A 25471-nucleotide genomic window follows, 5' to 3' on the forward strand; every position below is an offset into this window, starting at 1 on the left:
TTTCCTGGGTGCCGATTTCGGTGATTTCCGCACCGCGGGCATCGATCTCGTCGGCAATTTTATTGAGGAACTTCGCGCGTTCTTCACGGGTGGAATAGCCATAGGACCAGAATGCTTCCTCGGCGGCCTTGGCGGCCTGATCGACCATGGCCGGGGTGCCGACCGGGAAGGTATTGGCCGGACCATGGGCCGGTTCGGACTGGAAGGTCTGCTCGCCAGCCACCCACTGGCCGGCAATCAGATGTTTTCCTGTCAGGTTATAGGACATTGGTGCCTCCTGTTTTTCTCAAATCATCCGATGAATTTTTCTATGGGAAGAACCCGCGAATGTTGATTTACTGCGCGCTTGCTCGAAGTTCGGACAAGGAGAACCTCGGGGTAAGGTCTTCGGGGTCGGTGATCACTTCAATCACAGCCGACTTGCCCGATGCTGCCACCGCGTCAAAGGCGGCTGCAAACTGTTCTGTTTTTTCCACCTTGGCGGTTGCAATGCCATAGGCCTCGGCAAGTTTGCCAAAGTCCGGATTGACGATGTCGGTTCCGCTAACCCGACCGGGATAGTTTTTTTCCTGATGCATGCGGATGGTACCATACATGCCGTTATTCACCAGAATGACGATCACGCGCGCACCGAATTGCTGTGCGGTTGCCAGTTCCTGAAGCGTCATCTGGAAACAGCCATCACCCGCAAAACAGATGCTGCGCCGGTCGGGATGACGCAGGCTGGCCGCAATGGCGGCAGGCAGACCGTACCCCATTGTACCGGATGTAGGGGCAACCTGGGTTCTGAAACGGCGATGCTGATAGAAACGATGCACCCAAACGGTATAGTTGCCTGCACCATTGGTCAGAATTGCATCATCGGGCAGATTTTCATTCAGATGCTGAATGATTGCTGCCAGATTGACCGGGCCATGCGACGTAGAGTTTGGCCTCGACCAGATCAGATAATCTTCACGCGCGGCCTTTGTCCAGTCGGCCCAGACCGTTTTGGCGATTGGGGCATTGCGTTTCACCAGTGCGGAAAGCGCCTGTTTCATGCCGCTGCAGACGCCAAACTCCGGTGCATAAACACGCCCGATTTCATTTGCATCCGGATGGATATGAAGGATCTTCTGCCTAGCGACCGGGACATCAAGCAAAGTATAACCCGATGTTGTACAATCCCCTAGGCGTGCGCCCAGAACCAGCAAGACATCGGCATCGCGAATCCGCTTGGCTAGCGCCGGGTTAATACCCAAACCTGCATCTCCGACATAAGAGGAATGCAACGCCGACATTCGATCCTGACTACGGAAACTGCATGTAACCGGCAAGTTCCATGCAGCCGCAAAATCAGCAAGATCGGCACAGGCCTGTTCATCCCAGGTTTCACCACCAGCGATGATCAAGGGTGATTTTGCCTTAGAAAGGATTTCGACAATTTCCACAACCTGCTCATCCGACGGCGCGGCCTGTATCGGGGTAACTTTTGCAGGAAGCACGCCCATTTCGACCACATCCCGCAGCATGTCTTCGGGCAAGCCAAGAACAACCGGGCCCGGACGGCCAGAGGTTGCAACCTGAAAGGCACGGGTCAACAATTCGGGAATGCGCGCCGCATTATCAATTACCGCTGTCCATTTCGTCTGGGTTCCGAAGATCGCCTTGAGATCAAACTCTTGGAAAGCTTCGCGTTCTTCGTCATCCCGACCGATCAGGCCGACCAGCATGATGAGCGGCGTTGAGTCCTGGTAGGCAACATGCACACCAGCATATGCATTTGACGCGCCGGGGCCGCGGGTGACCAGAACAATGCCCGGACGCCCGGTCAGTTTGCCATCCGCGTCCGCCATGATCGATGCCGCACCTTCATGCTTGGTCGCGACAAATTCGATTTTCGGGGTATCGACCAGTGCATCCAGAACCGCCAGGAAACTCTCCCCCGGCACCCCAAAAATACGATCGACGCCCTGCTGAACCAAGACATCAGCGATCAGTTGACCTCCCGTGCGTTGCATCGGTGCCTCCACTAGACTGTTATTGATGTAAATTTTTACAGGGGCCTGGCGCCCCTGATTTTATGTGTCTGCCAGGTCTGCGCGATCCGCCAGACGTTGTGCTGCAAGCGAATAGTGATACCGCACAGCTTGCGAGGCTGCGGTTTCATCCTGCGCGCGAATGGCTTCAAGCACGGCCTTGTGTTCTGCCAGCACTTCCGCACTCCATTCCGTGACGCGCGCATTCTTCATGGCAACAGACCGCAATTCCATATCGATCCGGGTGTCGAGCATCGAAAGGAATTCCAGAATATACTGGTTGCCAGATGCCTCTGCGATCCGCTGATAGAAGCTGCGCTCCGCCAGCACATGCTTTTCTGCTGCGGCATCCCCACCCGACAGCGAGCGTTCCATGCTGTCATACGCCGTATCCATGAACTGCAGGTCTGCATCCGTTCGGTGAACGGCGGCAAGGCCTGCCGCCTCTGACGTAATACCGGTACGCAACTGAAGGATTTCAAGCAGCTTTTGGCGTTTTTCAAAGCAGGCCGGGCTGATGCGAAATGCGCTGCGTGCACTTGGCTCTGCGACGAAAGCGCCAACGCCCTGTCGTGAGTCAACCAGACCGTCATGCTTGAGACGTGAAATGGCTTCGCGGACCACGGTACGCGCAACACCGAAACTTTCCGCAAGGCTTTGCTCGGTCGGCAATTGTTCGCCAGCGACAAGCTTACCGTCAAGAATCATGCGGGAAAGCTTCTGCGAGATGTCATCGGTCAAGCTTGGACGTCTACTTAGTCGCGTAAAAGAGTCCACCGAAAATGCCCTTTTCTGGTGAGGATCGATCAGCCGTGACTGATCCTTATGATGCGGACCTTATGCATGGACAAGATTTATTTTGTCAACATAAAAACAGGTTGTCAGACAACAAGAAGACATGTTATGTCCGATTTCAATGAAGAATGGCCATGCACCGAAAATGCAGCGGCAAACATCGGAAAACGGAGGAAAACGTGACTTTTGAAAAAACCGTCGGCTTTGTCGGCCTGGGTGGAATGGGCAGTGGTCTGGTCAAGAACATGCTGCTTAAGGGCGTGAAAGTGCATGTGCTTGATCTGGACCAGGAGAAGGTCAAGCTCGCCGAAAGCCGGGGTGCGATTGTTGCCAAATCCGTACGAGACATGGCGCGTGATTGTGACGTTCTGGCCTTTTGCATCGGCAAGGCAGAAGATGTTCAAAAGCTGACCATCAATGGTGATACCGGCTGCCTTCAGGACATGAAACCGGGGCAAATCCTGCTGGATCACACAACGACCAGCCCGGATCACGTTGATCTGATGAGTGCCGCCTGCACAAAAATCGGCGTGCGCTATTGCGAAGCGCCGATGACCCGCACGCCAATCCATGCCGAACAGGGATGTGTGAATGTCCTTTATGGCGGGGACACGGAACTACTGGAAGATCTTCGTCCACTGTTTGATACCTACGCCGAAAATATCTTCCATGTCGGGCCAAGCGGCCATGCCATTCGTTTGAAGCTGATCCACAACTTCATCGCCTTTGCCAATGTGGCCTCGTTCTGCGAGGGCTTTGCCCTAGCGGCGAAAGAAGGACTGGATATGACCAAGGTCATCGACATCATTTCAGCCGCTGGCGGCAAAAGCGGCATGATGGACCTGTATGGTCGCAAGACTCTGGAACGCGATTTCACCCCGTATATGGCCCTTGAATGGGCCGAGAAAGATGTCGGCTATTACGTGCGCTGGCTCGAAAAAGCGGGACTACCGGGCTTTATGGCAAGTTCTGTCCATCAGACCTATTCGCTGGCTTCCATCATGGGATTTGGTCAGGAAGGCTGCACGGCCGTGATCAAGGCATACGAGAAGCTTTCCGGCGTCGAAGCCGCCTTCCCCAAAGATTCCTGAGGCCTTCCTGAAGCCTCTTTGGGGATCACTTGAAATGCCATCCCCCAACAAGAAAAAGCGTGTGAAGCGCATTTATATTCACCGGAGGAAACATCTTGAAAAACCAAAGAATGACCAAGGCTGCCTTGTCGGTTCTGGCAACGCTGCTTTCCGTTTCAGCAATCTCGTCAATCCAGTCCGCACAGGCTGAAACCGTTTTACGCCTGTCGCATTTCGCGGCCGAAACGCACCCGGGGCATATTGCCGCCAAGCAGTTCAAGGAAAACGTTGAAAAGCGCACCAACGGCGAAGTCGTCGTTGAACTGTATCCTGCAAACGAACTGGGCGCGCCGCCAGAGCAACTTGAACAAACCGTTCTGGGCATCATTGACATGAACCTCCCGACGCAGGGAGCGCTCGATAAATATGAAAAGGCATTTGGTACGGTTATGACGCCGTTTGCCTTTAGCAGCTATGACGAAGCACATCGGGTTCTTGACGGACCGTTTATGGAATGGGCGGCTCCCAAGCTTGAAAAGCAGGGTCTGGTCATGCTGTCGAACTGGGAATACGGCTTCCGCAATGTGACCAACTCGGTCAGACCGATCAATTCGCCAGATGACCTTGCGGGCCTGAAGTTGCGCACGCCGCCAGAACTGCAAATCGTCGCGGCCCTTGAAGCCGCAGGGGCACAGACCACACAAATCGCCTTCCCTGAATTGCCCGGCGCCCTTACCGCCGGTGTTGTCGACGGACAGGAAAACCCGATTGGCGTGATTTATCACAACAAGCTTTATGAATTGCAGGACCATCTGGCACTTACACGCCACGTCTACAATTCCATGGTGCATGTCATGAACAAGGCAAAATGGGATGCGCTTTCGGGCGAGGAACAGACGATTGTTCGTGAAGAAAGCGTCGCTGCGGGTAACCTGATGCGCAAACTTGTCCAGGAGCAGGAAGAAAAAGAACTTGCCGCAATCAAGGAAAGCGGCGTTCAGGTCACAGAGCCAGATCTTGCCAAGTTCAAGGCAAAGATGGGTCCGGCATATGAGCGTGTAAGCGAATATTCCGGCAAGGAAAACATGAAAACATTCCTTGGTTTTCTCGAAAACTAAACCAGAAATCTGATCGGCATTTTCCCGATAAGCTTTCTTCGGAGGGGGTGTTCCGTACCCCCTCCTCTCGCACCCTGTCTTTTCTGAAAGTCTAAGATCATGCTCGCACTCATTGTGCTTCTTGCACTTGTAGGGTTGATCGTTTTTGGCGTGCCAATTGCCGTCGCACTGGCTGTCACCGCGATCGGCACCTATGTGGCGCTTGGTGAAACCGCAATTCTGACGATGTTGCCGCAACGCATGTATTCGGCGACCACATCTTTTACCCTTCTTGCTATCCCGTTTTTCATTCTGGCTGGCAACCTGATGAATACAGGTGGCGTGACAGAACGCATTTTCCGGTTTGCATCGGCCCTGGTCGGGCATATTCGCGGCGGTCTTGGACAGGTCAATGTCGTCGCCAGTCTGATTTTCTCCGGCATGTCGGGTGCCGCTGTTGCCGATGCCGCAGGCCTTGGCCAGGTTGAATTCAAGGCAATGCGCGATCGCGGATATGATGAACGATTTTCCGCCGCGATCACCGCTGCATCTTCGACCATCGGACCGGTCTTTCCACCCAGTATTCCGTTTGTGATTTTTGCCAGCCTGACCGGTGTTTCCGTCGTCAAACTCTTCCTGGCGGGTGTCGTGCCTGGGCTTTTGATGGCCGTTGCGTTGATGGCAGCCGTTTATGTGGTTGCGGTTATTCGCAAATTCCCGCGTGAAATGCGCGCAAGCTACCGCGAACTTTGGGCATCGTTCAAGGCGGCATTCCTTCCACTTGGTACCCCTGTCATTATTATCGCCGGCATTCTAACCGGGATTTTCACCCCAACCGAAGCCGGTGTTACAGCAAGCTTTTATGCCGCATTCCTTGGCCTTTTCGTTTATCGCGAAATCCGCATTGCCGATTTGCCAAGCATTCTGTGGAATACACTGCTTCATACCATCCGCGTGTTGTTTGTAATCGCCGCCGCCGGTTTCTTTGGCTGGCTCTTGATCCATCAGCGGGTCCCTAACAGCGTGATTACGGGCCTTTTGTCCCTGTCCGATAATCCGGCTGTCATCATGTCGCTGATCGTGGTGATCTTGCTGGTGCTTGGCATGTTCCTTGAAGGAATTGCGGTGATTGTCATCACCGTTCCGATTTTCATGCCGATCATGACCACGCTTGGCGTTGATCCGGTTCAATTTGGCGTCATCATGATCATGTGCTCGATGATCGGCTTGCTGACACCACCCGTCGGCATGGTGCTGTTTGCGATATCAAGCGTAACACAGGTCCCGATCTCGCCGCTTGTTCGTGAACTTTGGCCCTATCTGCTTGGCATCGTTGCCGTTCTGGTTCTGGTGATTTGCATCCCGCAAGTATCAACCTGGCTTCCCGAACTGGTCATGGGAGGCGGCAGATGATGAAATCACTGACGCTTATTGACCGTTCCCTCGGCCTCATCTTGCGGACGATTGCCATCGCTTGTTTGGCTATCTTGATGCTTATCCTGGGTGGCAACGTCATCTCGCGCATGACCGGCTGGTTTTCGCTGGGCTGGTATGATGAGATCATCGAACTGTGCTTTGCCTGGATGATCTTTTTCGGTGCTGCCGAACTTTGGCGGGAAAACCAGCATTTTCGGATCGACTGGCTTTATTACTCCCTGCCAAAGGCGAAACGACGCATCCATACGATACTCGTCTCCCTGATCAACATTGTCTTCCTTGCCTTCCTAATGGTGGAAGGAAGCAACCTTGCGCAGAAAAGCTCGGCATTAACGCCAATCATCGGGTTCCCCGTAACCCTGCTCTATGCCTGCATCCCGATCAGTGCAGCCATCATGCTGGCCTATGCCATTGCAGATCTTTTCAGACATTCCCCCCGGCATGCCGCCGAGGTTGAAGTCATCGACGATATGTAACCCCACATAAAATCAAGGAAATTAAACATGATTTACGATCACCGTACCTATACCTGCCGCCCGGGCACCATTGCCAAGCACCTGAAGCTTTATGAAGCAGAAGGCTGGCAAATTCAGAAAAAACATCTGGGTGATCCGGCCGTTTATGCGGCAACTGAAACGGGTGATGTCAATTCCTATGTCCACATCTGGCAATACGAAAGTGCCGCCGATCGCGCGGCGAAACGTGCCAAGCTGAAAGCCGATCCGGAATGGCAGGAATATCTGAAAAAATCGGCTGATGCCGGTTACCTGATCAGTCAGATCAACAAAATCCTTATTCCGACGGGGTTTTTCTCTGATCTGAAAAAAGACTAAGCTGATTAAGGGCAAATGGCACACAAAAAGCTATTTGCCCTCTCACCTCAAGCCTCAGATAAAGCCGAGAGCAACAAGTTACCCTTAACCCAAAATCCAGTTGATTCACTCGCAAGGCATCCGCTTACTAGCTTGCCACTATTTGGCGATAAAATCGTATGAAGCTCTTAGCGAGACAGCTCTACTAAAACCGACCTATCAAGAATTTTAAGCTTCGATCCTGCTGCAATTGCACCGGCGGCTTCCAGTTTGCGAAGCGAGCGCGAGAATGTTTCTGGCGTAATGCCGATCCGGCTTGCGATCTGACGTTTTTCAGGAAAGTTCGTCTCGTCCTCGCCACCCAGATTCTCGCCACTGCGTTCTTCGAAGTCGATCAGGAAAGACGCAATTCTCTGGATCGGTTTGGTGTGGCGAATTTTGAAAATCTCTTCGAGGAAGAATCGTTCCCACCGCAGAAGTCCGGCAAGAACTTCGGCCATGACATCGGGCGCACTGCGTAAAACGGAAAGATAGGTATCGCGCGGAATGGCAATGATCTCGCAATCTTCCATGACCTCGCATTCCACCGGATATGCCCGACCGGCCAACGAAACGGCTTCGGCGAATGCCCCCGGTTGGGTCAGGAAATGCATGACGGTTTCTTCGCCCTGCGGGGAAACCTTTACAAGGCGCAAGTGCCCGGAAAGCAGAACATAGAAGTTACGGGCAACATCACCGGCACGAAACAGATGTTCGCCGCGCGAATGGCATTCCACACGACATTTTGCCATCAGATTATCAAGCCGCACCCCGCCAAGAGCAGACAGAAACGGGACCTGTCGGACGATATCGTGATCGATTTTAGACAGCGGTCTTGAACGCATCTTCGCCCCCTTCCTTGGCATCATTCCCAGACAATCCGCACCAATCGGCCAGCATTTCCGCATCTGCAATCCGGATAATGTGACCATTGGCATGTTGCGAAACACCAATTTCAGAAAGTTTCTTAAGCGCACGAGAGATCGTTTCGCTGGTCATTCCCAACTTGCGGGCCAAGGCAGACTTTTCAATGGTCAGGGGTGTTTCATGCACACCGTCAATCGGCACCGCATCTGCCAGGAAATAGATCGCCAGACGTTGTGCCGCAGACCGGCATTTAAGTTCTTCGGCCTGTCGCAACATCTGACACAACCGTTCTGTCATGGCCGACATCATGGTCAGTGCACGGTCGAAATGGGCCGCAAGAAAATCGGCAAAGCCCGCACCATCAATACGAACCGCTGTTGTTGGCTCCAAGGTACGAACCGAAACCGCATAACAGCCATCGGGCACCAATGCGCATTCCCCGACAAGCTGACCATTCCCCAGAAGATCAATGACCCCGTCTTTACCGTCCTGATCCTTGAAAGACAATTCGACATGCCCGTTCACAATCAGATAAAGCGCTGACGCCGGTTCATCTGCCGAAATCATCATTGTATCAGTGTCAAACCTGACCCATTGGCATAGGGATGCCAGTTCAAGGATATCTTCCTGCGGCCATGTTCGGAAATAGTTCGCAAAGCGAAGAACACCGGAAATGCGTTCGATATCATTCATCACGGCATCGTCCATTGTAGAAAAAAGGGAAGATTGCATTTACTGGAATGACTCTAACATCAGCCCAGATGATCAAGTTTGTTCCAGATCAATTTTGATCGGAAAACGCTTATCGGCGCGAGAACTGCCTTAGCCCTTCGACATCAAGGATGCTCATCCTTGTATCCCGGGCAATAAATCCGTCGTCTTCAAGTTTGCGCAATGCGCGTGAGAATGTTTCCGGGGTGACACCGATCCGGTTTGCGATGACATGCTTGGGTACGATTTCCGCATCGTCAGACTGCGAGAGCAAAAATCCGGCAAGGCGCTGCAATGGGCTTCGCTGGCGCAAATCATTGAGCTCCCTGTAGAAAAACCGTTCCCTCTCGATCAATGACTGCATCATCCGACCAATCATCGCCTTGTCATTCCTGAGGCGATTGACCAGTTGCAGCCTGCTGATTGCGATGATCTGGCTGCCCGGATCGCATTCGGCAGATACCGGATACTTTTGCCCGGAAAGGACTACAGCCTCGGCAAAAGACTCGCCTGCTGAAACAAGATGAAAAAGGGCGACACGCCCGTCACCGAGAATTCGAAACAGACGCACCTGTCCCTTGATGACAATAAAGAACTGTTCGGCGGGCTCCCCCTCGCTAAACAGCAATTCACGGCCGTTATAAATCACAACGGCCGCACCATTTGTCATTGAGACGATTTCATCGCGCGAGAAGGCAGAAAGAACCGCCACCTTCGAAATCAGACCGAAATCGGCATCGTTCAGGTTACGACGTGACATAATCGGCTCCAAACTCTGTCCGAGCTGACCGCGATGGTTGAAAACTGATTCTGCAATGATGTCGACCGCAATTCACATGATCGGCCAACAGCGAAGACAACTCCCACCATGTGCCAACCGGTGCGAGCATGCCGACTTTCTCATCAGACCGGGAATTAACAGAAGCCGGAATATCAATGCGGCAATGCGCCCCATCCCCCGTCATAAGGGGAACAAAAAGGGCATTTCTGCACCTTGTCATGTTTCGCCAGTTGACGAGAGACGGTTGGCCATCAATCTGGACATTGTAGATTTCGTCGTGATCAAGATGGTACGAAAGTATCGCTCGCAACTGCTGCATTTCGGGCGACGGGCAGATGTCCTGCTTCTGCCCGTGAGCCACCAGAAAAATTGCCGTTTTATCCTTTTGATTTCCCCCCGCCTTTAACCGAGTGGCAATTCGGGCCGCCAGCATCCTGTCATATCCGGGCAAATGCCCAGCAAACGGCAGAAGTGCCTTCTGCTCCAACCGGGCATCCGCAACAAGTGCGGACATTTCGGCGACCAACCCCGCACCCGGCGTAAAGAACAGGGGAAAGACAAGCACGTCAGACGCCGAATTCCGCGTCATGACCTTCAACACATTCCCCGCTGATGGCGTTGATCGCAAAAATGAAAGGCGGATGTCGAAATGCGGTAACAGATGTTGCAGATGCGCAGAAAACATCCCGCCGGGCACTGCACCAGTTCGTCGCGTTCCATGCGCGACAATCATCAAAACCGGATCGCAGACGGACATAACCATTCCCCTGTTTCACTCTCTCTGAACGCATTTTGCGGGCTTTTCCCCTAAGCGTATTGACTCCCGTCAAGAGTGGAACGGCTCAAAACCATAATGTTCTTATGGTTATTTGATCATCATCAAGGCTGGCTCGCGTCGAAAGATCAAATCTCCGCAACCGGGAGCGAAGGCTTTCATTTTCCTAATGGAGGGACGCATGAAACTCACAACTCGGCTGAGACGGTCGGCAGCGCCGCTTGCACTTGGTTTCGGCCTTATCTTTGCCTCGGTGGCAATCGCCCAGGAAAAACATCCTGACAGCGAAAGCACCTATGAACCCAGTCTCGAGTCACTTCCGACCGATGGGTCGCAACCCGGTACACACGAAGGTGTGCCAACGATGACGGCCGATGAATTCAATCAGGGCCGCAAGATTTTCTTTGAACGTTGCGCAGGTTGCCACGGCGTGTTGCGCAATGGTGCAACCGGCCCTGCCCTGACAACGGACCGCACCCGCGATCTTGGTTACGAATATCTGCATGATTTCATCACCTATGGATCCCCTGGGGGGATGCCGAACTGGGGAACGTCGGGCGAACTGTCCGAAGAACAGGTCGACATCATGGCCCGCTATGTCCTGCAGGACCCGCCCCAGCCGCCGGAATGGGGTATGGAAGCCATGAAGGAAAGCTGGAAAGTCGTCGTTCCGGTTGACCAGCGTCCGACCAAGAAGATGAACGATCTTGATATCGAAAACCTCTTCTCGGTAACGCTTCGTGATGCAGGTCAGATCGCCCTTATCGACGGTCACGACTACAAGATCAAATACGTTATCGACACCGGATATGCTGTTCACATTTCGCGTGTATCTGCATCGGGTCGATATCTGCTGGTTATTGGTCGTGATGCCAAAATCGACATGATCGATTTGTGGATGAAAGACCCGCAGGTCGTCGCATCACTTAAGGTCGGTCTGGAAGCACGGTCTGTCGAAACATCCAAGATGAAGGGATGGGAAGACAAATACGCCATCGCCGGTTCGTACTGGCCGCCGCAATATACGATCATGGACGGCGAAACGCTTGAACCGCTCAAGATCGTTTCGACCCGCGGCATGACCTATGACGAACAGGAATACCACCCGGAACCCCGTGTCGCGTCCATCGTGGCATCGCACTACAACCCGGAATTCGTGGTTAACGTCAAGGAAACGGGTCAAGTTCTTCTGGTCAACTATCAGGATCTTGACGCTCTTCAAGTCACCTCGATCAGCGCGGAACGGTTCCTACATGATGGTGGTTTTGATGCAACAGGCCGGTATTTCCTTGTCGCGGCCAACGCACGGGACCGCGTTGCAGTCATTGATACCAAGGAACGCAAGCTAAGCGGGATTGTCGACGTTGGTATCAAACCGCATCCGGGTCGCGGGGCGAACTTCATCCACCCGGAACTCGGCCCGGTATGGGCAACCAGCCATCTTGGCGATGACACCATTGCATTGATCGGTACCGATCCGGAAAAACACCCTGAAAATGCATGGAAAATGGCGGCATCCATTGACGGGCTTGGCGGCGGGTCGCTGTTTATCAAAACCCACCCGAAATCGACCAATCTGTGGGTTGATGCACCGCTGAACTCGGATGCCGAGATTTATCATTCGGTTGGTGTACTCGATATCAATAATCTTGATGCCGGTGTTGAAACACTGCCGATTGCCGAATGGGCCGATCTTGGCGACGAAGGTGCCCAGCGCGTTGTTCAGGGTGAATACAACAAACAGGGTACCGAAATCTGGTTCTCTGTCTGGAATGGCAAAGCTGAAAAGTCAGCCATTGTGATTGTTGATGACAAAACCCGGAAGCTCAAGAAGGTCATCAAAGATGATCGCCTTGTGACCCCGACGGGCAAATTCAACATCTACAACACCCAACACGACATCTACTGATCTGCAGAACCGGAGGCCATCCACGGCCTCCGGACTTCCCGCATTTGAAATCTTGCCAAAACAGGGGAAAAGCCATGCAAAAATCCGGGCGTATTTATCTTGTCGGAGCCGGGCCAGGCGATCCTGAATTGCTGACCATCAAGGCAGCACGTCTTCTCGACCGCGCGGATGCCATTATCTATGACCGGCTTGTCTCCGATGAAATACTTGAACTGGCCAACCCGTTTGCAGAACGCGTTTATGTCGGAAAATCCACAGGATCCCACAGCCTGAAGCAATCCGAAATCAATACGCTTCTGGTACATATGGCCAGAAAACATTGCCACATCGTTCGTCTGAAGGGCGGGGATCCGTATATTTTCGGACGCGGGGGTGAAGAGGCAGAATGGCTTAGCCTGCATGATGTTCCGTTTGAAGTTGTTCCCGGAATTACAGCCGCCGCAGGATGCATGGCACAACTTAATCTACCGCTGACCCATCGCGGTCTGGCAACCAGTGTACGCTTTGTCACCGGTCACATGCAGGCAGACGCAGAACCCCATCACGACTGGCGTTCTTTGGCCGATCCGGACACTACGCTTGCGATTTACATGGGGGTAAAAACCATGCCGGTAATCGCAGGCAAACTGCTTGAACATGGGCTGCCCACCGATACGCCGGTGATGATTATCGAAAATGGTTCAACACCGGATCAAAGACATTTCCGCAGCACATTGGGCAATGTCTGTGACGACCTGAACCGGCTGGATTTTGATCCGCCCTGCATGATCGTCATTGGCCGCGTCATTTCACTGGCGGATCGACTATCACTGCCCGAGGCCGAACTTCTATCCGAAAGCCGGTTTGACCAAAACCCAGCACCCGACTTCCCCGATGGGGGTCTACGTTATGCTCATACTGCGTAATTCCCTCGTGATTCTGATCACCACGCTCGCTTTGGCGGGGACCTATTCAGTAAGTGCGGAAAACGCGACTTCTTCCCGAAGCCCCAATGCGCTGGAGAAAATGGTGCGTCAGGATTGCGGTTCCTGTCATGGCCTAACGTTTAAGGGAGGTCTGGGATCGCCCCTTTTACCGGAAAGCCTTGCGGCTTACAGCGTCGAGGATTTGACAACCATCATCCTCGACGGATTGCCCGGGACAGCCATGCCACCCTGGCGCGCAATCGTGACACCCGATGAGGCCACATGGATGGCCCGCTATCTGAAAACAGGAGAACCCGAATGATGCGCATTGCATTTTCGGCCCGCATTCCTTCCACCGCGTTACAGGTAACCCGCAACCTTTTGGTTGTTGGGGTCATTTTGCTTTTGGCGGGCTGCGCAAATATCTCATCCGTTCGCGGGACGGCTGATCTGGCAACCGTCGTTGCCCGGGCCACTGGCGAAGTTGCCATCCTTGACACCAGTACCCGGCAATTTATCGGGATCGTTGAAGGCCTTGGTGATCTGTCACATGCGTCGATCGTCTATTCCCGGGACGGACGGTTCGCATTCGTCTTTGGCCGCGACGGCGGGTTGACCAAGGTAGACATTCTCAAACATGAAGTTGTCGTTAGAACCTTGCAAGCGGGCAACAGTATTGGCGGAGCCATCAGCCAGGACGGCAGACTGGTGGCGGTTGCCAATTACGAACCCGGCGGTGTCCGCGTTTTCGATAGTGAAACCCTCGAACTGTTGGCCGATATTCCTGCAACCATTGACGGCAGTTCGGATCGTTCAAAAGTCATCGGGCTGGTTGATGCGCCAGGGAACCGGTTTGTTTTCAGCCTTTGGGATTCCGGCGAAATCTGGATAGCCGACTTCTCAACCGGCAACGAACCAAAGATCAGCCGCTACAAAGATATCGGAACACAGCCCTACGATGCGCTGATCACATCCGATGGTCGTTATTACATTGCCGGTCTGTTTGGCGAAGACGGCATGGCATTGCTTGATCTTTGGCATCCGGAAAATAGCGTGCGCCGCATCCTTGATCATTATGGCATGGGTGAAGAACGCTTACCCGTTTACAAAATGCCCCATCTTGAAGGCTGGGCGATTGCGGGGAAACGCGCATTTGTACCGGCCATCGGTCGCCACGAAGTTCTCGTGATTGACACCGAAAGCTGGCAGCAGATCGGACGTATTCCCGTCCATGGACAGCCCGTTTTCGTCATGGCCCATCCCGATAACAGGCATGTCTGGGTCAATTTCTCGGTCCCGGATTACGACACGGTCCAGATAATCGACACAGAAAGTCTGGCAATCGTCGGGGAACTGAAACCCGGCACCGGTGTCCTGCATATGGAATTCAGTCCACGTGGCGATCAGGTCTGGCTGTCCGTTCGTGATGACAACAAGGTCGTTGGATACAACCCCTACACACTCCAGCCGATTGCCGAACTTCCGCTCCCCAGTCCCAGTGGTATTTTCATGTCTGACCGTGCCGGTCGGATCGGGTTGTAGGAGGCCATCATGAGCACCGAACTCACCCGCCTACAGACCCGGCTGATCGAACATTTCCAGCGCGGTTTCCCGACGACGCTACGCCCGTTTGAAACCATCGCCAATGAACTTGGCACCAACGAAGACACGGTGATTTCCGCCATTTCCGATTTGAAGGACAAAGGTTATCTCGACCGGATTGGCGCGACCTATGCGACCGGACGCGCAGGGGCATCAAGCCTTGCGGCGATGGAAGTTCCAGATGATCAGCTTGAAAAAATTGCCGCCCAAGTCAGCCACTTTACCGAAATCAATCACAATTACGAACGCGAAGATAAACTCAATATATGGTTCGTCGTGACCACCGCCGATCAGGCCAGTCTGGACACGACAATCAAGGCAATCGAAGCCAAGACAGGCTTCCCGGTATATCGGATGCCGATGATCGAACATTACCGTCTCGATTTGGGATTTGCGTTGAAATGGAACTGAGCGAGCTTCAACACCGGCTGATCAAAAGACTGCGCGACGGCTTGCCAATCGGCAAACGTCCCTACGCAAATATTGCCAATGACCTCGGCACGACCGAGGAAACGGTGATCGAAACGCTTGAACAGCTTATCGCCCACAAGGTTATCAACCGTTTTGGCATGATCATCCGTCATCGCGCACTTGGTTATCAGGCCAATGCGATGTGCGTTTTCGATATCGGTGATGATGCGGCATCCGACATTGGCAAGGCCATGGCGACACTGCCCTATGTCACCTTGTGTTATCGTCGGGAACGGGTTGCCGGGGTCTGGCCATACAATCTTTATTGCATGATCCATGGTCGTGACCGGCTGACCGTCCGGGCACAAATCCGCCATCTGATGGCACGTCTGGAACTTTACGACACCCCTCATAAGGTTCTTTTCAGCAAGCAATGCTTCACCCAGCGGGCGGGAAAATATGGTGCCCCAGCGATATCCGCATCCTTATCTGCATCCGGGCCTGCATCGACGCAGACGATCCCGTTCCCGATCAAATCAGGGAAGTACCATGAACAAGCTTGAACGCGATCTGATCAATAATCTTCAGGGTGGTTTCCCGATCTGCGCCCACCCGTTTCAGGTTCTGGCCGACCGTCTTGGCTATGACGAGGAAACGATTATTGACGGCGTGAAAAACCTGATCGCGGATGGATATGTCAGCCGGTTCGGCCCGCTTTACAACACCGAAAGACTGGGTGGTGCCGTGACCCTTGCTGCGATTGCCGTACCATCAGATCGCTTTGACGAGGTCGCGGAACAGGTCAACGCGTTTGACGAAGTCGCTCACAATTACGCCCGCGAAGATGCGCTTAATATGTGGTTCGTGATCCTTGCCGAGGATGAAAAAAAACTTCAGCACGTCATCACCCGGATCGAAAACGCAACCGGCCTTCAGGTGCTGAGTTTCCCAAAGGAACGGGAATATTTCCTTGAATTGCATCTGGAGGTTCCCGACCAATGATTTCCTTTCTGAACCAACCAGAACTGCCGGAACTTGATGAAATCGATCATGCCCTGATCCGTGCGACGCAAACCGGGCTGCCGTTAACGCCGTCACCCTACGGGGATATCGCGCTGGGTCTTGGTCTTGGCCCGGATGAAGTTGAACAGCGTCTGCAACGGTTGCTCGATGTCGGTGTCATCCGGCGGATCGGCATCATTCCCAACCATTACCGGCTGGGCTATCGCGCCAACGGCATGAGCGTCTGGGACATCAATGATGAAGCCGTTGATGCTATGGGTGAGAAGATCGGAAAGCTGAATTTCGTATCGCACTGCTATCGCAGGCCGCGCCACCTGCCCGATTGGCCATTCAACCTGTTTGCCATGGTTCACGGAACAACACGCGAAACGGTCGAGGCCAAGGTTCAGGATATCCGCGACCTTTTGGCCGAGAATGTCCGCGACCACCGCATTCTATACAGCAACCGAATTCTTAAAAAAACCGGCCTGCGTTGGCGCAAAAGCGGAGAAAAGAAATGTTGCGGTTAAGCCAGTATATCCGTGCTGCCATCGGCATTGCCGAAAATGGCACGGCGGCCGTTGCCCCCCCGCGCAAACATGCCCCGCTTTCCAATCGTGGACCTGTCGTTATCTGGAATCTGATCCGGCGGTGCAATCTGACCTGCAGGCATTGCTATGCCTCCGCCGTTGATAAGGATTTCCCGGGCGAGCTGACGACAAAACAGGTTTTCAGTACCATGGAAAATCTGCGCGATTTCAATGTTCCGGTGTTGATCCTGTCGGGGGGCGAACCGCTTATGCGACCCGATATTTTTGATATTTCGGCCTATGCCAAGGAACTTGGTTTCTATGTCGCACTGTCAAGCAACGGAACCCTGATCGATGATAAAAACATAAATCAGATCGCAGCCGCCAATTATGACTATGTTGGCATCAGTCTGGACGGGCTTGGCGCAACACATGATTATTTCCGCCGTCTTGAAGGCGGGTTTGATCTTGCCCTTCGCGGGGCAAAACTATGCCGTGATGCCGGATTGCCGGTTGGCATCCGTTTCACCATGACCCGCGAAAATTATCAGGACCTACCCGGCCTTCTTGACCTTGTTGAACAGGAAAAGATCGACAAGTTCTATTTTTCACATCTGAACTATGCCGGTCGCGGAAACCACAACCGCAAGGACCATGCATTCTACAATATGACCCGCGAGGCACTTTTGATGATGTTTGCCCGTTGCGAGGCAGACGTCAAGGCAGGCATCGCGCGCGACTGTGTGACGGGCAACAACGATACCGACGGGGTGTTCCTGAAATTCTGGATTGACGAACATTACCCGGCGGCATCCAACCAGATCGGGAAAATGCTGCAACGCTGGGGCGGGAACGCATCGGGTGTGAATGTTGCCAATATCGACAATCTGGGCAATGTCCATCCCGATACCATGTGGTGGCAACACACATTGGGCAATGTCCTGAAACGGCCGTTCTCGGAAATCTGGCAGGATGTCAGCGATCCTTTGATGGCCGGTCTAAAGCAACGCCCCCGTCTTGTGCATGGTCGCTGCGGCGAATGCCAATATCGCGATATTTGCGGCGGCAACACGCGAACGCGCGCCTATCAACTAACCGGTGATCCATGGGCCGAGGATCCCGGCTGTTATCTTGATGATGCCGAACTTGGCATTACTGGCGACCATAACCGTCTTGAAACCGTTCCGTTTTCCGCAACCAAACGCCACGGTCAGGTGGAGGTCACATCATGACCACCATCGTCAAGGCTGCCTTGGCGCGGATTTGCCTTGGCACGGTATTGGTATCCGGTTTGATCAGCACCACAAACGCCTTTGGCCAAACCGCCCTTTCATCGACCCAGATAGCCGATGCCAATGCGCTCTATGCAACGCATTGTGCCGCCTGTCACAATGGCGACCGGCTGGGTGGAATGGGTCCGGCCCTTTTACCCGAAAGCCTCGGGAAACTGCGCGGTAACGGCATTTCGGATGTCATCCGCGATGGCCGCGCGGCAACGCAGATGCCGGCCTTTGGCGAAACCCTTGCCGCAACGGAAATCACCCTTCTGGCAGACTGGTTGCGACAACCGATGGACAGGTCGCCAGAATGGGGCATGTCCGAAATCGTCCAAAGTCACGATGTTTTCATCGATCCGGCGGAACTGCCCGACAAACCAAAATTCGAAGGTGATCCTTTAAACCTGTTCACAATTGTCGAGGCGGGCGATCATCACGTCACGATACTTAATGGTGACACGTTTGAACCGCTTGATCGTTTCCCGACCCGCTTTGCCCTGCATGGCGGGGCGAAATATTCTCCGGACGGTCGTTTTGTCTATCTGGCGTCGCGCGATGGCTGGGTTCAGATGTATGACCTTTATTCGCTGCAAACCGTTGCTGAAATCCGGGTCGGCCTGAATACGCGAAATGTGGCGGTATCAGATGATGGTCGCTATGTGATGGCGGGAAACATGCTGCCGCACAATCTGGTTCTGCTTGATGCACGGGATCTGATGCCGATACGCGAATTTGCCGTTATCGGTGATGATGGTAAATCATCGCGCGTTTCGGCGGTCTATACCGCCCCTCCGCGTCAAAGCTTCATCGTTGCCCTGAAAGACCTGCCCGAAGTTTGGGAAATTTCCTATGCCGATGATCCACGTCCGGTCTATCCCGGTTTCGTTCACAACTACGAAGCCAACATGGTCGAAGCACTGGATGTTCAAAACGGCCCATTCCCAGTCAGACGTATTCATCTTGATGATGGTCTGGATGATTTCTTCTTCGATCAGGATTATCGCCATCTGATCGGGGCGGCGCGCAATGGCCGCGATGGGCAGGTGATCAATCTGAATGTCGGCCGAAAGGTTGCCGATATCGCACTGGAGGGCATGCCCCATCTTGGTTCGGGCATCACCTTTGACTATCAGGGCCATTCGGTGCTGGCGACCCCCCACCTGAAAGATTCCAAAATCAGTGTGATCGACATGGAAAGCTGGCAGACCATCAAAACCATCGCAACAAAAGGCCCCGGATTTTTCACCCGCAGCCATGACAACACGCCTTATGCCTGGGTCGATGTATTCTTTGGCCCGGACAAGGACGTGGTCCATATCATCGATAAACGCACACTCGAAATCGTCAAAACGCTCCGCCCCGAACCCGGCAAGGTCGCGGCCCATGTCGAATTTGACCGCAGCGGCAAACACGCGCTGCTCTCGATCTGGGACGATGACGGCGCAATCATCGTTTACGATGCCCAAACATTCGAAGAAATCAAACGCATCCCGATGAAAAAGCCGGTTGGGAAATATAACGTGTTCAACAAAATCACTTATTCCGCCGGCACCAGTCACTAACACCAGATCAGCCGTCACGCGATGATTTAGCCATCTTGTGGCGGCGTGAAGATACGCCCTAGTGGCTTGACAAAATCACCGCCCCCTGTGCGGCCAGAACACCGGCAAAAATCACAATAAGAAAGGCAACAAACAATCCACGCCATCCGCCCGCGGATGGCCCAAGCCCAAGATAGTATCGCAAGATCAACCATGCCTTAAAGCTACCCACAGCCATAATAATTGTGGCTGGCACCAGACCAAGCATCGTGGCTGTGCGTTCTTCTCCCACAAGCGCAAGGACCAGTGACAGGATGGTCGTGCTGGTTGCGATCAGCCAGACCAGAATTGCTGTTCGCATCGATAAAGCCTGCGTGTCGCAAGATTTGCCAACATTCCTTACGACATCATCGGATTTCGCACTGATGGTACAATGATGGTCCATGATTACCTCATCGCAACAGATAGATCACAGGAAAGACCAGCACCCAAACCATATCGATCATATGCCAGAAGGCGGCACCGGTTTCGATGTTGGTTAAATTGGGCCAAATGGAAACAATCCCCAAAAGACCAAGCCCCATCACCACATGCAGCGCATGAAAACCGGTGATGAGATAGTAAAGCGTGAAGAACGTACTGCTTTCCAAACCGATCCCGGCATCGATTTTACTGCTATATTCCAGCAGTTTTATGATCAGGAAAGCGATACCCAGAATTGCAGTTGCCGCCATCCAGCCCCGACACCGCAAAACAGCATTTTGGCGTATGGCATGAACGGCGAACACCGCGAACAGACCGCTTGTCAGTAAAACAACCGTATTAAGCCCGCCCATAACACGATCAAGACGCAGTTGATCCGCCGCAAACCCAGACGGGTCGCCAATTCTTGCCGCGGAAAATGTCAGCAGAAAAGCCCCGAAAACAACCAACTCCGACAGGATCAGGACCCACATCAACGGATGCCCGGGCAAGGCTTCAAGCCCGCCCCAGGCATCAGCCCCGGCAGAAGAAGTTACCGATACACTGTGATGATCACTTTCATTCGCGGTCGAGCTATCATGTTGTGCCATATTTTCCTGACGAGCTTGCATATTATCACCCGTTTTCAAGATACAAGCTGGCGATAGATACGTGGTAAGGCCGCCGGAAGGTTTTCCAGCTTGCTGACAATTGCGTGCCCGCCTGCCCCAAAGATATAGGGGAAGTAATCCTGTGCCCTTTGATCGACCGTTACACCGAAAAGGCCAAGCCCTGCCTTTCGGCATTCACGTACCGCACGGCGGCTATCCTCTATGCCGTAGCGACCTTCGTAATGGTCGATATCATTTGGCTTGCCATCCGTGATTACCAGCATCAACCGGTGTTGGTGCGGTCGATCCCCCAACAGCTTTCCAACATGGCGGATGGCAGCCCCCAACCGCGTGTAATACCCTGGACGGAGCTTCTGTATCCGGTCCTGCGTAGAACGTGACCATTCCTCGTCGAAGTTCTTGATCGCATTAATACGCACCCAATCCCGACGACGTGATGTAAAGCTGAAGATACCAAACTCGTCCCCACATGCATCCAGCCCACCAGCCAGCACCGAAAGCGCCTGCTTTTCAACATCGAGAACCCGTTGATCCTGTATCCAGGCATCGGTCGACAATGATACATCGACCAGTACCGCAACCGACAAATCGCGTGCCCGTCGAACCGTGTTCAGATACAGCCTGTCGCTGAGTTCTCCACTGCCTTTCTGGTCACAGCGGGCGCGCACCAATGCTTCGAGATCAAGCTCGCTTCCATCACTTTGCGCGCGCAGAATTTCATGGCGCGGCCGAAACGCTTCGAATTGGCGGCGAACCTGGCGGATTTGTCGCCGTTCGGTTTCACCCGGATGCCAGACATCACACTCACTGACTTTTTCATCACCGGATTGCATGACGACTTTGCAGAAATCCGGGCGATACGATTGATGACGGTAATCCCATTCCGGATAGGTCCATTCACCAATCACGCGTCCTTCATCAGCTTCGCGTGGCGGCAGATCCAGATCGAAACGCAATTTGGTTGCCGCTTTGCGTTTGCAGTCGGAAATTTCCATTTCGTCAAGCTCGTCAGCCGCTTTCTTTGCGTCCTGCTCGTCCTCGTCATCCATCGGCCGATTGACATTGACCATCTCGGCAATCGAAAGGATTTTTTCAAACCTGTTTAACGCCAGCGGATCATTACGTCCGGCCTGATCATTCTTGCGTCGGCGGGCGCGCTTTTTGCGTTCCCGACTGCCGTCTGACGAATTTCCATCCTCGTCCGTGTCGGTATTGGCAACACGACCAGCCGTTCCCGAACAAATGGCCTCGCCCCAAAGCGGAACGGGAAGGAACGGCGCATAACGATGCGGTTGCAAACCCGCAAGATTGATCATGCCTGTAATGTCGGCATTAGCGCCAACGGCGTTAACAACAGGCCATAGATCGTTTTCATGCGCCTGCCCTGTGGCCCCAAGAATCTTCAGAACACATTCTTCGATATGCTGTTCGCATCGGGGCAAAGGACGCACCGGTCGCAACGCCAGAAACGCGTCATACAGGCGTTGTCGCAAACCAATGATGCCGGGGAACTGGCGACAGACATCCCAATCGGTTTGCCGTGCCCGGGAAAGCCGCATGATATCGGCCAATAACGGGCTTTGCGCAATGTCCGCCGAAATGGTTTGCGGCTCCGAAACCGCGAACCATGCCATCAGCCAGATATAAAAATCACGGTTAAGGTCACGCAACGGAAACAGTGAAATGGACGCGGGCAGCTTGACCGATGCCTCGTTCATTTCGGCCATTGTGATCTGTTCATCCACCAGACCGATCCGCTGCCGCCAGCGTAACCGATGCCCCGAAACCCGTTTATCGATCTGGGCAAATTCCCGCGCCGGATCGCCACCAAGGGTGCGAAAGATCACCGGCAAATGGCTACGCAATTCGGCAAACGTGATCGCGTGCTCAGCATGATCGCGATAGCTTTCCTGATTGCGCGACGCAATCCGGTGCCAGATCATGCCGACCTGTTCTTCGAATTCCAGAAAATCGAAACTCATCATCGCCTCCCGGCTGTCAGCCCCGGATAATCCCGATGGCCTCGCGAAGGCCCGCCTTGATATCCGCATCATCCGACAGAGGTTCGATGATGGCGGCATTGATGGCGTCATCAAATGCAACATTGGCCATCAAAAGTGTCGCGCAATAAACCAGCAACCGGGTTGAAACCGCTTCTTCAAGATCAATCCCGGTAAGCTTGCGAATATTGCCAGCGATACGCACCAGAAGGGCTGCGCGTTCAACATCGATCCCGGTTTCACGTATGATCACCGATCTTTCGGTTTCCGCGTCCGGGAAGTCGAACTCGACGGCCAGAAAACGCTGGCGGGTCGATGGTTTCAGTTGCTTCAGAAGGTTCTGGTAACCGGGGTTATAGGACACCACCAGCATGAAATTGGCCGGCGCTTCCAGAAGCTCGCCCGTCCGGTCCAGCGGCAAAAGGCGCCGATCATCGGTCAATGGGTGCAGGACCACCGTCACGTCCTTGCGCGCCTCGACCACCTCGTCGAGATAGCAGATCCCACCGTGGCGGACCGCGCGCGTCAACGGGCCATCCACCCAAACGGTTTCCCCGCCCTTGATCAGATAGCGCCCCGTCAGATCCGCCGCCGTCAAATCGTCATGGCAGGAAACGGTATAAAGCGGAACACCAAGCTTTGCCGCCATATGCGATACAAAACGCGTTTTCCCGCAACCGGTCGGTCCCTTCAGCAATAAGGGCAGATGCTGCTGCCAAGCCGTTTCAAACAACTGCTGTTCATTGCCGGTAGACTGATAATAAGGAACGTCCTGATCTGAGAGTACGTCTTTAAGAGCGGTCTGCATGTGAATGCTCCTTGAAAAATAGAAAGGCCGAAAATGACAACGACCGGTCGCGGGAACCAACCGGTCGTTGTCCGCCATGTGTCGTCATGGAAGAGAGCATGAAATCGAACACACAGACTTGATTGCCGTCATTCGGCGGGCTGACGTGCCCCTGCGGTTACGCGTCCACCTCGCGGTGCCACCACAAGTGACCAGATAATCATGATGACACCGATCAGCACGACTACCCCCGCTCCCAAACGCATCCAGTAGAACAGGGCAACCTGATCCTGCACCTCCATGTAATTCATCCCCAGAACACGTTGCAGATGGGTCTGAACGACACCCGCAAATGTCAGGGTAAAGGTCATGAATGCCATCGCACTGGTCGTGATCCAGAAGCCCCACATATTGAGCTGCTGGTTATAGGGTTCACGCCCGCGAAGGTAAGGAAGCGCATAGGTGAAGATTGCCAGATTAAGCATCACATAGGCCCCGTAGAAAGCCAGATGGCCATGTGCTGCGGTAATCTGTGTTCCGTGGGTGTAGTAATTGATTGACGACAGGGTATGCATGAAGCCCCATACGCCCGCGCCAAAAAACGCCATGACCGAACAGCCAAGCGACCAAAGCAATGCCGCCTTGTTCGGATGATCCCGACCACCTTTCCACACCATGTAGAAACAGAAAACCACCATGGCAAAGAAAGGAACGACTTCCAGCGTGGAAAACACATTGCCGATCCACTGCCAGTAACCCGGAGTTCCGATCCAGTAATAGTGATGGCCGGTACCCAGAATGCCGGTAAACAGCGAAAGTGAAACCATGACATAAAGCCATTTTTCAACGACTTCGCGATCAACACCCGTCATTTTGATCATCAGAAACGCCAGGATCGACGCCATGATCAGTTCCCACACACCTTCGACCCAAAGATGCACGACATACCACCAGTACATCTTGTCCACTGCAAGGTTCGACGGGTTATAGAACGCAAACAGGAACAGCAATGCGACGAACCAAAGGGCAACCATCAGTACGTTTGATACTGCGGTTTTCCGGCCCTTGAGCAATGTCAGCGTGGTGTTGTAAAGGAACATCAGCGCCACCACGACGATACCGACCTTGATCGGCAAGGGCTGTTCAAGGAACTCGCGTCCTTCGTGATAGCCAAGGATGTATCCGACAACTGCGGCAGCGGTTGCCGCCATGAACAGCCAGAACTGGATGATCGCCATTTTCGGGCTGTGCAGTTCGGTTTCGCATTCTTCAGGCAGCAAATAATAAGCCGCCCCGAAATAGCCCATCAGCAACCAGACGATCAGGGCGTTGGTGTGGATCATGCGAATGACGTTGAACGGCAGCAGTTCGGACAAGACGTTTGGAAAAACATAGACAGTGCCCGCCACCACGCCGAACAGAATCTGGGCTGCGAACAATGTCAGCGCGCCGTATATGTAATACAGCGCAACCTTTTGCGATTGATATTTCATTGTAGCCTCGTTTCCATCAGCACCGGATTATCCCGCCTCGTTTGGCGGCCAGTTCTGGGTGTCGATTTCACTGGTCCATTTCAGGAAGTCGACAAGCTCGTCGAGCTCCTGATCTGTAAGGTTAAATTGCGGCATCTGGCGGCGGCCTTCGATGCCTGTAGGTTGTGCGGCCATCCATGCCTTAAGCATATCGCGCGCACCTTCTGGATCATCTTTACCGCCATACCGCACCCAGACATTGCCAAGTTCAGGTGCGAAATAGGCACCCTCTCCCAAAAGCGTATGGCAGTTGATGCATGAATTGCGTTCCCAGACATGCTTGCCGGCAACAACCGATGGCGTCAGCTGGTCCTGATTGCTGGACTCGTTGACGATATAGTTGTGGCTGTGCAAGGTCAGTCCGACGAAGATGACCAGAAAGAAGATCGTTCCGCCGTAGAAGATGTTTCGGGCGGCAGATTTTGTCAGTCGTTCCGACATGTGAACGGATCCTCACTCCGATTGGCAGTTCAATGCCG

Annotated in this window: 28 protein-coding genes; 15 read left to right on the forward strand and 13 right to left on the reverse strand. The window is 53.5% G+C overall.

Going from position 1 to position 25471, the window contains the following annotated elements; translation table 11 throughout:
* The 3 genes from AUP42_RS00400 to AUP42_RS00410 form a co-directional block, all read right to left on the reverse strand.
* Positions 1-268, reverse strand: a 268-nt coding sequence (locus AUP42_RS00400) for an aldehyde dehydrogenase family protein (RefSeq protein ID WP_156484543.1), incomplete at its 3' end; no start/stop codon positions are given.
* Positions 269-335: 67 nt separating this feature from the next.
* On the reverse strand, positions 336-2000 hold the full coding sequence (locus AUP42_RS00405) for a thiamine pyrophosphate-binding protein (protein ID WP_062947842.1): 1665 nt from the start codon (positions 1998-2000) through the stop codon (positions 336-338).
* A gap of 60 nt (positions 2001-2060) precedes the next feature.
* Positions 2061-2759 carry a FadR/GntR family transcriptional regulator gene (locus AUP42_RS00410; RefSeq protein ID WP_062947844.1) on the reverse strand — a complete coding sequence of 233 codons (699 nt, stop codon included), beginning with the start codon at positions 2757-2759 and terminating at the stop codon, positions 2061-2063.
* A gap of 188 nt (positions 2760-2947) precedes the next feature.
* Here AUP42_RS00410 and AUP42_RS00415 point away from each other — a divergent pair, with 188 nt between their 5' ends.
* From AUP42_RS00415 to AUP42_RS00435, 5 genes are all read left to right on the forward strand, one after another.
* Entirely contained in the window at positions 2948-3904 is a 957-nt protein-coding gene (locus AUP42_RS00415; RefSeq protein WP_269451382.1) for an NAD(P)-dependent oxidoreductase, read from the forward strand.
* A 95-nt stretch (positions 3905-3999) separates the two neighbouring features.
* Positions 4000-5001: a TRAP transporter substrate-binding protein gene (locus tag AUP42_RS00420; protein WP_156484544.1), complete on the forward strand. Its 1002-nt coding sequence runs from the start codon at positions 4000-4002 to the stop codon at positions 4999-5001.
* A 99-nt stretch (positions 5002-5100) separates the two neighbouring features.
* Positions 5101-6393 (forward strand): TRAP transporter large permease, encoded by a 1293-nt coding sequence (locus tag AUP42_RS00425; protein WP_062947850.1) that lies wholly within the window; start codon positions 5101-5103, stop codon positions 6391-6393.
* A gap of 77 nt (positions 6394-6470) precedes the next feature.
* Positions 6471-6893, forward strand: coding sequence for a TRAP transporter small permease (locus AUP42_RS00430; RefSeq protein ID WP_197468221.1), 423 nt, complete (start codon positions 6471-6473; stop codon positions 6891-6893).
* 27 nt (positions 6894-6920) lie between these two features.
* Positions 6921-7250 (forward strand): NIPSNAP family protein, encoded by a 330-nt coding sequence (locus tag AUP42_RS00435; protein ID WP_062947853.1) that lies wholly within the window; start codon positions 6921-6923, stop codon positions 7248-7250.
* Between the two features lie 167 nt (positions 7251-7417).
* Here AUP42_RS00435 and AUP42_RS00440 read toward each other — a convergent pair whose 3' ends face one another.
* From AUP42_RS00440 to AUP42_RS00455, 4 genes are all read right to left on the reverse strand, one after another.
* Positions 7418-8113 (reverse strand): Crp/Fnr family transcriptional regulator, encoded by a 696-nt coding sequence (locus tag AUP42_RS00440; protein WP_062947855.1) that lies wholly within the window; start codon positions 8111-8113, stop codon positions 7418-7420.
* Complete coding sequence (locus AUP42_RS00445) at positions 8091-8828, reverse strand: Crp/Fnr family transcriptional regulator (RefSeq protein ID WP_197468222.1); 738 nt, start codon at positions 8826-8828, stop codon at positions 8091-8093. The genes AUP42_RS00440 and AUP42_RS00445 overlap by 23 nt, the downstream gene beginning before the upstream one ends.
* Before the next feature lie 109 nt (positions 8829-8937).
* The gene (locus AUP42_RS00450) at positions 8938-9606 is read right to left on the reverse strand and encodes a Crp/Fnr family transcriptional regulator (RefSeq protein ID WP_062947859.1); all 669 of its coding nucleotides are present in this window, start codon (positions 9604-9606) and stop codon (positions 8938-8940) included.
* Positions 9593-10114, reverse strand: coding sequence for a hypothetical protein (locus AUP42_RS00455; RefSeq protein WP_156484545.1), 522 nt, complete (start codon positions 10112-10114; stop codon positions 9593-9595). The genes AUP42_RS00450 and AUP42_RS00455 overlap by 14 nt, the downstream gene beginning before the upstream one ends.
* Positions 10115-10583: 469 nt before the next feature.
* Here AUP42_RS00455 and AUP42_RS00465 point away from each other — a divergent pair, with 469 nt between their 5' ends.
* The 10 genes from AUP42_RS00465 to AUP42_RS00510 all read left to right on the forward strand — a co-directional run bounded on the left by AUP42_RS00465 (position 10584) and on the right by AUP42_RS00510 (position 19600).
* The gene (locus AUP42_RS00465; RefSeq protein WP_062947865.1) at positions 10584-12311 is read left to right on the forward strand and encodes a nitrite reductase; all 1728 of its coding nucleotides are present in this window, start codon (positions 10584-10586) and stop codon (positions 12309-12311) included.
* A gap of 74 nt (positions 12312-12385) precedes the next feature.
* Positions 12386-13216 carry a uroporphyrinogen-III C-methyltransferase gene (gene cobA, locus AUP42_RS00470; RefSeq protein WP_062947866.1) on the forward strand — a complete coding sequence of 277 codons (831 nt, stop codon included), beginning with the start codon at positions 12386-12388 and terminating at the stop codon, positions 13214-13216.
* Positions 13200-13538 (forward strand): c-type cytochrome, encoded by a 339-nt coding sequence (locus tag AUP42_RS00475; protein WP_062947868.1) that lies wholly within the window; start codon positions 13200-13202, stop codon positions 13536-13538. The genes cobA and AUP42_RS00475 overlap by 17 nt, the downstream gene beginning before the upstream one ends.
* On the forward strand, positions 13535-14758 hold the full coding sequence (locus AUP42_RS00480; protein WP_062947870.1) for a cytochrome D1 domain-containing protein: 1224 nt from the start codon (positions 13535-13537) through the stop codon (positions 14756-14758). Before AUP42_RS00475 ends, AUP42_RS00480 begins: the two co-directional genes overlap by 4 nt.
* Before the next feature lie 9 nt (positions 14759-14767).
* Positions 14768-15229, forward strand: a complete 462-nt coding sequence (locus AUP42_RS00485; protein WP_062947872.1) for an Lrp/AsnC family transcriptional regulator — start codon at positions 14768-14770, stop codon at positions 15227-15229.
* A complete protein-coding gene (locus tag AUP42_RS00490) occupies positions 15220-15792 on the forward strand; it encodes an AsnC family protein (RefSeq protein WP_197468223.1) in 573 nt (190 codons plus the stop codon). Before AUP42_RS00485 ends, AUP42_RS00490 begins: the two co-directional genes overlap by 10 nt.
* The gene (locus AUP42_RS00495) at positions 15779-16231 is read left to right on the forward strand and encodes an Lrp/AsnC family transcriptional regulator (RefSeq protein WP_062947874.1); all 453 of its coding nucleotides are present in this window, start codon (positions 15779-15781) and stop codon (positions 16229-16231) included. The genes AUP42_RS00490 and AUP42_RS00495 overlap by 14 nt, the downstream gene beginning before the upstream one ends.
* Positions 16228-16761, forward strand: coding sequence for an Lrp/AsnC family transcriptional regulator (locus AUP42_RS00500; RefSeq protein WP_062947876.1), 534 nt, complete (start codon positions 16228-16230; stop codon positions 16759-16761). The genes AUP42_RS00495 and AUP42_RS00500 overlap by 4 nt, the downstream gene beginning before the upstream one ends.
* Positions 16749-17993, forward strand: coding sequence for a heme d1 biosynthesis radical SAM protein NirJ (nirJ, locus tag AUP42_RS00505; protein ID WP_062947878.1), 1245 nt, complete (start codon positions 16749-16751; stop codon positions 17991-17993). The genes AUP42_RS00500 and nirJ overlap by 13 nt, the downstream gene beginning before the upstream one ends.
* A complete protein-coding gene (locus tag AUP42_RS00510; RefSeq protein WP_062947880.1) occupies positions 17990-19600 on the forward strand; it encodes a cytochrome D1 domain-containing protein in 1611 nt (536 codons plus the stop codon). The genes nirJ and AUP42_RS00510 overlap by 4 nt, the downstream gene beginning before the upstream one ends.
* Before the next feature lie 58 nt (positions 19601-19658).
* Here AUP42_RS00510 and AUP42_RS00515 read toward each other — a convergent pair whose 3' ends face one another.
* The 6 genes from AUP42_RS00515 to AUP42_RS00540 form a co-directional block, all read right to left on the reverse strand.
* On the reverse strand, positions 19659-20024 hold the full coding sequence (locus AUP42_RS00515; RefSeq protein WP_065701678.1) for a cytochrome C oxidase subunit IV family protein: 366 nt from the start codon (positions 20022-20024) through the stop codon (positions 19659-19661).
* Between the two features lie 7 nt (positions 20025-20031).
* A complete protein-coding gene (locus AUP42_RS00520; protein WP_082824622.1) occupies positions 20032-20652 on the reverse strand; it encodes a cytochrome c oxidase subunit 3 family protein in 621 nt (206 codons plus the stop codon).
* 35 nt (positions 20653-20687) lie between these two features.
* Positions 20688-22655, reverse strand: coding sequence for a nitric oxide reductase activation protein NorD (locus AUP42_RS00525; RefSeq protein WP_062947884.1), 1968 nt, complete (start codon positions 22653-22655; stop codon positions 20688-20690).
* A gap of 16 nt (positions 22656-22671) precedes the next feature.
* Positions 22672-23481: a CbbQ/NirQ/NorQ/GpvN family protein gene (locus AUP42_RS00530; RefSeq protein ID WP_062947886.1), complete on the reverse strand. Its 810-nt coding sequence runs from the start codon at positions 23479-23481 to the stop codon at positions 22672-22674.
* A gap of 128 nt (positions 23482-23609) precedes the next feature.
* The gene (locus AUP42_RS00535; protein WP_062947888.1) at positions 23610-24953 is read right to left on the reverse strand and encodes a cbb3-type cytochrome c oxidase subunit I; all 1344 of its coding nucleotides are present in this window, start codon (positions 24951-24953) and stop codon (positions 23610-23612) included.
* Positions 24954-24980: 27 nt separating this feature from the next.
* Positions 24981-25433 carry a c-type cytochrome gene (locus AUP42_RS00540; protein WP_062947890.1) on the reverse strand — a complete coding sequence of 151 codons (453 nt, stop codon included), beginning with the start codon at positions 25431-25433 and terminating at the stop codon, positions 24981-24983.
* Positions 25434-25471: the final 38 nt, after the last annotated feature.

It is taken from the genome of Thalassospira lucentensis, from assembly GCF_001613805.1.
Taxonomy (GTDB): Bacteria; Pseudomonadota; Alphaproteobacteria; order Rhodospirillales; family Thalassospiraceae; genus Thalassospira; species Thalassospira lucentensis_A.